Annotated in this window: 7 protein-coding genes (1 of these 7 only partly in view); all 7 read right to left on the bottom strand. The window is 41.6% G+C overall.

The genetic code is table 11. The annotated features are described in order from the left end of the window. Positions 1-168, bottom strand: the 5' portion of a protein-coding gene (larE, locus tag CIT02_RS04590; protein WP_292614442.1) for an ATP-dependent sacrificial sulfur transferase LarE. 879 nt of this gene lie to the left of the window's left edge; only the first 168 of its 1,047 coding nucleotides appear in the window; it begins with the start codon at positions 166-168; its stop codon lies beyond the left edge, outside the window. 95 nt (positions 169-263) lie between these two features. Further along, positions 264-902: a TfuA-related McrA-glycine thioamidation protein gene (locus CIT02_RS04595; RefSeq protein WP_292614445.1), complete on the bottom strand. Its 639-nt coding sequence runs from the start codon at positions 900-902 to the stop codon at positions 264-266. A 219-nt stretch (positions 903-1,121) separates the two neighbouring features. Beyond that, entirely contained in the window at positions 1,122-1,634 is a 513-nt protein-coding gene (locus CIT02_RS04600) for a TIGR00295 family protein (RefSeq protein WP_292614447.1), read from the bottom strand. A 126-nt stretch (positions 1,635-1,760) separates the two neighbouring features. Continuing rightward, complete coding sequence (gene tfe / locus CIT02_RS04605) at positions 1,761-2,246, bottom strand: transcription factor E (RefSeq protein ID WP_292614449.1); 486 nt, start codon at positions 2,244-2,246, stop codon at positions 1,761-1,763. A 380-nt stretch (positions 2,247-2,626) separates the two neighbouring features. Next, complete coding sequence (locus CIT02_RS04610) at positions 2,627-3,445, bottom strand: coenzyme F420-0:L-glutamate ligase (protein WP_292615033.1); 819 nt, start codon at positions 3,443-3,445, stop codon at positions 2,627-2,629. A gap of 129 nt (positions 3,446-3,574) precedes the next feature. Further along, positions 3,575-4,261: a (Fe-S)-binding protein gene (locus CIT02_RS04615; RefSeq protein ID WP_292614451.1), complete on the bottom strand. Its 687-nt coding sequence runs from the start codon at positions 4,259-4,261 to the stop codon at positions 3,575-3,577. Between the two features lie 21 nt (positions 4,262-4,282). After that, positions 4,283-4,984, bottom strand: a complete 702-nt coding sequence (locus tag CIT02_RS04620) for a GTP-binding protein (RefSeq protein ID WP_292614453.1) — start codon at positions 4,982-4,984, stop codon at positions 4,283-4,285. Positions 4,985-5,000 lie beyond the last annotated feature (16 nt).

Here is a 5,000-nt window from a genome sequence, read left to right on the forward strand (position 1 = left end):
TTCTGCCGGCATAACTCCGTTATCCACCGTAACTGCCAGGGCATCCTGAGCCTCCTCCTGCGCAACAGAGGCCAGTAAGGTACTATCAGCACCCCCAGAAAAAGCTACCACCACTTTTTTCCCGTGCAGATACTTCCTCAAATCATCCATTTTTTCTTTTAGATCCATGGTGTATACCCCCTACTTTAACAAGCTTTCCTGTTATTGTCCATTAAAATAAAATATCCAGATTGTCCCAGTTTTAATTCCCAGCTCTTAAATAATTAATCCATGTTTTTAATGTAGGTCAAGACTTTACGGGCATCTTCAGACTTGATATCAGTTCCTTTTTCCTTTAAAAAGATTTCAAGTTTCTTTTTCTTATTTTCACCCAGGTCAGAGTCGTTTAAAACCCGTGGATAATTCCTCTGGGGATAGTAAATTTTTTTAGCAGTCTCATACAGCATTTGCACTTCACGAGAATTAATTATACCTTCTGCTTCGGCCATCTGGAAATTATGGTTCATACTCACCAGAGCCTCACTGAGAAGTTCGTGGGTTACAGGATCAAATACAATGGCCACATCATCGTCAGATTCTATTGTTCCATCCCGGTACTCCTGGTAAACTGTTCCAATCCCAATCATGCCCGCATAATCCAGTTCCGCTGATCTAAGTGCCCCCATACTGGAACCACCCACCACGGTTATCCCTGCATCTAATGCGCGTAGTATTTCCTTGTGGGAGACTGCTGGCTGCTGGTGAAAAACACCGTCGATTATACCAATTACTTGGGGAGGATCGTCTAAAAGAACAGCTAAATCATCTCTAGCTACCGGCGGGCGATAATCAGCATTTAATATTTGTTTAGCCTCTTTCAGAGGAAGTGAAGGTCCAATAAAAACCACAATTCGTTTGCCCAATTTATCACCTGCCGCTAATGTTTCTAGTTATAATTCTCCTTAGATTGAACTTAAGAGAGGGTATTCCTGATTTTCACCGGATATGAATTAAAGAATACTAGAATAAAATTGTAATTTATGGAATAAATGAATTTCTAAAATAAGTAAATCCCTCACTGTATTTTAAATTAAAAATAATGATTACCCTTTAACATCAGAGGAGTTTTGACCTACTAATAATTAAGTAACTGGGATTTTGGTAATTTCTGAGTGGAGTTTTATGATTTTGGGTATGGAAGGGTGGTTTTCCCCCAGGTTATTCCTCCACTTTTTAATTACAAATTCTAAATCCACTTCCTGTGTGCCGTGGATAAGATTATCAGCATGGGCCACCAGTTTCTCTTCTAAGGTAAGGGGCATGTAATCTTTAGGGGGAATTCCCAGAACCTTAGCTTCTTCCCTGCTAATTCCAGCACCAATATGCCTTTCCACAATGTTAACTATTTCCCGGGAAAAACCCCTCTCTTTTAGTAGTTCTGCTCCCACTACGGCGTGCTTTATGCCATTGGTCTGGGAGCGACCTACATCGTGTAGCAGGGCCCCGGTTTTAACCAGTTCCATATCCACTTCCAATTCAAACTCCATTTTCATTTTTATTGCCCTGGAAAGGACTGCTCTGGAGTGTGCAATCACAAAAGGAGGACAGTTAAATTCTTGTAAAATTTGGGAAGGGTTACTTTCATTTAAAATCAATTATTCACCCACTACATTTTCTGGGAAAATTATATCCCCCTTAGAGATAGGGAAAGAGTGGTACTCGAAAGTTGGGGATAATGGACAGTTAAGTAAACATCAGGTTGAAAGGGAGAGTGGGAAAAATTAGCTCATCCTTTCCTGTAATTCCTTTAATTCCATAATTATTGATGAATTATCCTGGAACTCCATGTTGGTGTTGCAGTCCGGGCATATGAAGTTTCTTTCTGATGCCTCTTCAAAATTATAGCGACAACCATTGGGACAGACAAAAAACATGTTGTCTTCTTCGTATTCCAGTGACTGGTGAAGTTCCTGGGAGAACTTTTCAACCTTATCTGATATGATTTCCGAGATTTTATCTTCCTCAAATTTCCAGCTGTAAGTATACCACTGGGTTTCAGGGTCTTTACTTCTCTTGTAGCTGGCCACGCCGGCATCATATAACTTATAAAGTATTCTTCTCACAATGTTAAGTCTGATTTCAGTTTCTTCAGCAATTTCCTCATCGGTGGTTTTACCATTCAATAGACATTGAATAATGGGGATGCTATTCTCATCATCTTTAGTAACATCAATGAGAATTTCCTGCACATTGGGATCTGCGAGCATCTAGGTGCCTCCTTCATATTTTGATATTTTTTTAGTAGCTGTCGGGTTCAGGTTTAGGTATGAACTTTAGTGGTTCATGAAAGAAAAAAACCATAAAATTGATAGGCAAAAATCAAGCCATGCTAATTATAATACTGCCCCTTGGTACAAATTAGCCGCCCTACATTTTAAAAGATGAATATATCTCTGCCCCTACCCGATTTTATTAACTAATAACCATGCATTAGCCATTGTTGGTATTACGGCTATCTGCTGGTGTTAAAAATATCTTGGGTTAACTATTCTATGGTACAGATAGTATTTATATTTTTTCAAATCACACCCTACTTCAGCAAAAATCACCTAAATCCATTTAATAAAAAGAAGTTTAAAATCATTCTTTATACATCACGAACTATGACTGCAGGCATGTGAGTTATTGAATCCAGCATGTCTATGGTTATGGTGTTAACTTTCCCCTCCAATAATTTCTGCATGTCATAAACTGTTTCCATATTATTTTCATGGATTTTCTGGTGTTCTTCTGCTGCACGGGCAATTTGGAAAATCTTTTCCAGTTTATGGTGCCGCGAAATTCCCAGGGGAGTGGGGCCCAGAATACGACCAAAACGACCTAATAAATAAGCAAATAATCCCCAGTTATTTCTTATTCCATTGGCAGAAACTGGTAAAGAGGTGAATATTATTTTTCCAAGCTGGTAAGTGACATCAGTGTCAATTATAACCACGGTGACATTTTTACCACTGATGTTACCAATTTTTGCCCCAATCTCTTCGGAAAGGCCCTGTGGATCATGGGGTAATAAGGAAACACAGGTCCCCGGAGCATTACTCAAATCAACTCCTGCCTCAGAGGCAGGTTTAAGTGCATGTCTCCAACCATAACGTTGTAATATTAATTCTTTATGTGGGCGGGCCTCAGGGGGGAGTTTTCTGAGGTTTTTAATGGTTCTCTTTTTAATGCCCAGCAGGGGACCGAGGAAATAGCCCCATAAGTATTTGGACCATAATTCTGCCAGTAGATAGGCGCTTAAAGATGGTTTAAATTCTGTTTCATCCACCAGTCTACCCTGAGATATGGCTAGGGGAGTTTCGGAAATTACCAGAAAGTCCTGGTCCTGGAGATGTTTTGCTGCCCGGTCCAGTATAACATCGTAGGATTCTCCTGGTTTGATGTAACCTGTTTGTACACCTATCATCTGGTAATTATTGTTTCCTTCAGAATAGGTGGAGTATTTCTCTTTAAGATGAGGTTCAGGGGGTGAAGGATTCATGTTATCCGTAAAGAAAAGGAAAAGTTTTTTTAAAAAATTCCACAGGGTTTCCATTTATCCCTTTAGGGGAGGTGCCCATACCTTCAGGTCTATACCTTCAATTAAGGCTCTTCTACCTTCCAGCTGAACCACAACCCCGGAGTGAACCTTTTGCATCATACAGTGGTAAGGTAAGAAGCGGACGGTTTCTCCCACCCGGGGTAATTTACCTTCAATAATTCCTTCAAATCCTCCCACCATACACACCCCCACGTCTTTAAATTTAAATTCAGCCATACTATCCAGACGGTGGCAGGGGCCAACCAGGTGCACGGTGATCAACCCATGGTTTTCTTCCAGTACCTTGGCAAAATGGGTTATGGGACAGCCCAGGGGGCGGTATCTTATGATTTCACCGGCTTTAATTTCTTCCCGGGTAAAGGGGTAGAGGGTTTCTCTGCAGGATTCTTCTTCAGGAAGGGGTTTCAGTATAAGGTCTGCCTCGTATCCATCTAAGACTCCCACAATTTTCTCCTCTTCAGGGATTACTTTTATTTCCTTTAAGATTTCCTGTATTTTTGCCAGATCATCCTGGAACATTTCCTGAGAGAGGAAACGACACTTCTCCAAGTCCACTTTTTTCCGGGTCAGTGCCCCGGCAAACTCATCACAGCGGGCGTATCCACAGATGCCACAGTTGTAACCCGGAAGTAGCATTAGAATCTTATTTTGCTGACCAATATCAACTGGAACTTCAGTCATTGCTTAACACCTGTTATCTTATTATTCCCCTTCGTAACTCTGGAATCCATCGATACGACGCAATATACCCCGGTGGTATTTCTTGTTCACCTTGGTTTCTCCTACACAGAGGGTGCAAACTGCCAGTGGAGCTGAGTGTCGCAGTTTTTCACCCTCCAGGGTGACTTCCTGGGATTTTTTAATTTCATCAGCCAGTTCTGCGCATCCTTGCCCACTTAAACCATTGGCTTCTATTATTTTACAATTTGGATTTACTTCAAGAACTCTTTCCCGGAATATCTCCCTTTCTGCCTGAGATATCATATCTCCCTTGGTGATCACCGCGATATCCGCCGTACTCAGGAAGGGCCCTACCTTAAGTGGTGTGTTGGGACCGCTGGTGGCATCTATAACACAAACTCCCAGTGAGTTTACTGTGAAAGGTGCGCAACGGTGGCATAATCCTGCAGTTTCCACCACCAGAAGTTCTGCATCGTTTTCATCTGCCCACTCAGCCATTTCCTCCAGATTGTAGATAGCGTAGTGGTCCGGGCACATGTCCATGGACAGTCCTACCTTGGTGGGTACTCCTACCTTGGCAAACTTAGTATCATCGTCAGTGTACAGACAGTCAATTTTTACCACTGCAGATTTTAACCCACTTTCATTTAAACTTCGCAGTGCGTGAATTAAAACCGCAGTTTTTCCAGAACCGGGTGTCCCGGCAACTATTACCATTCTCATTGAAGATCACCGTTCT

It is taken from the genome of Methanobacterium sp. BAmetb5 (assembly GCF_003491305.1).
In the GTDB taxonomy this organism is placed as follows: Archaea; Methanobacteriota; Methanobacteria; order Methanobacteriales; family Methanobacteriaceae; genus Methanobacterium.

Coding starts and splice junctions, on each gene's coding strand:
- CIT02_RS04610 (WP_292615033.1), bottom strand. CDS start 3,445: ATGATAGGTGTACAAACAGGTTACATCAAACCAGGAGAATCCTACGAT.
- CIT02_RS04620 (WP_292614453.1), bottom strand. CDS start 4,984: ATGAGAATGGTAATAGTTGCCGGGACACCCGGTTCTGGAAAAACTGCG.
- CIT02_RS04615 (WP_292614451.1), bottom strand. CDS start 4,261: ATGACTGAAGTTCCAGTTGATATTGGTCAGCAAAATAAGATTCTAATG.
- tfe (WP_292614449.1), bottom strand. CDS start 2,246: ATGCTCGCAGATCCCAATGTGCAGGAAATTCTCATTGATGTTACTAAA.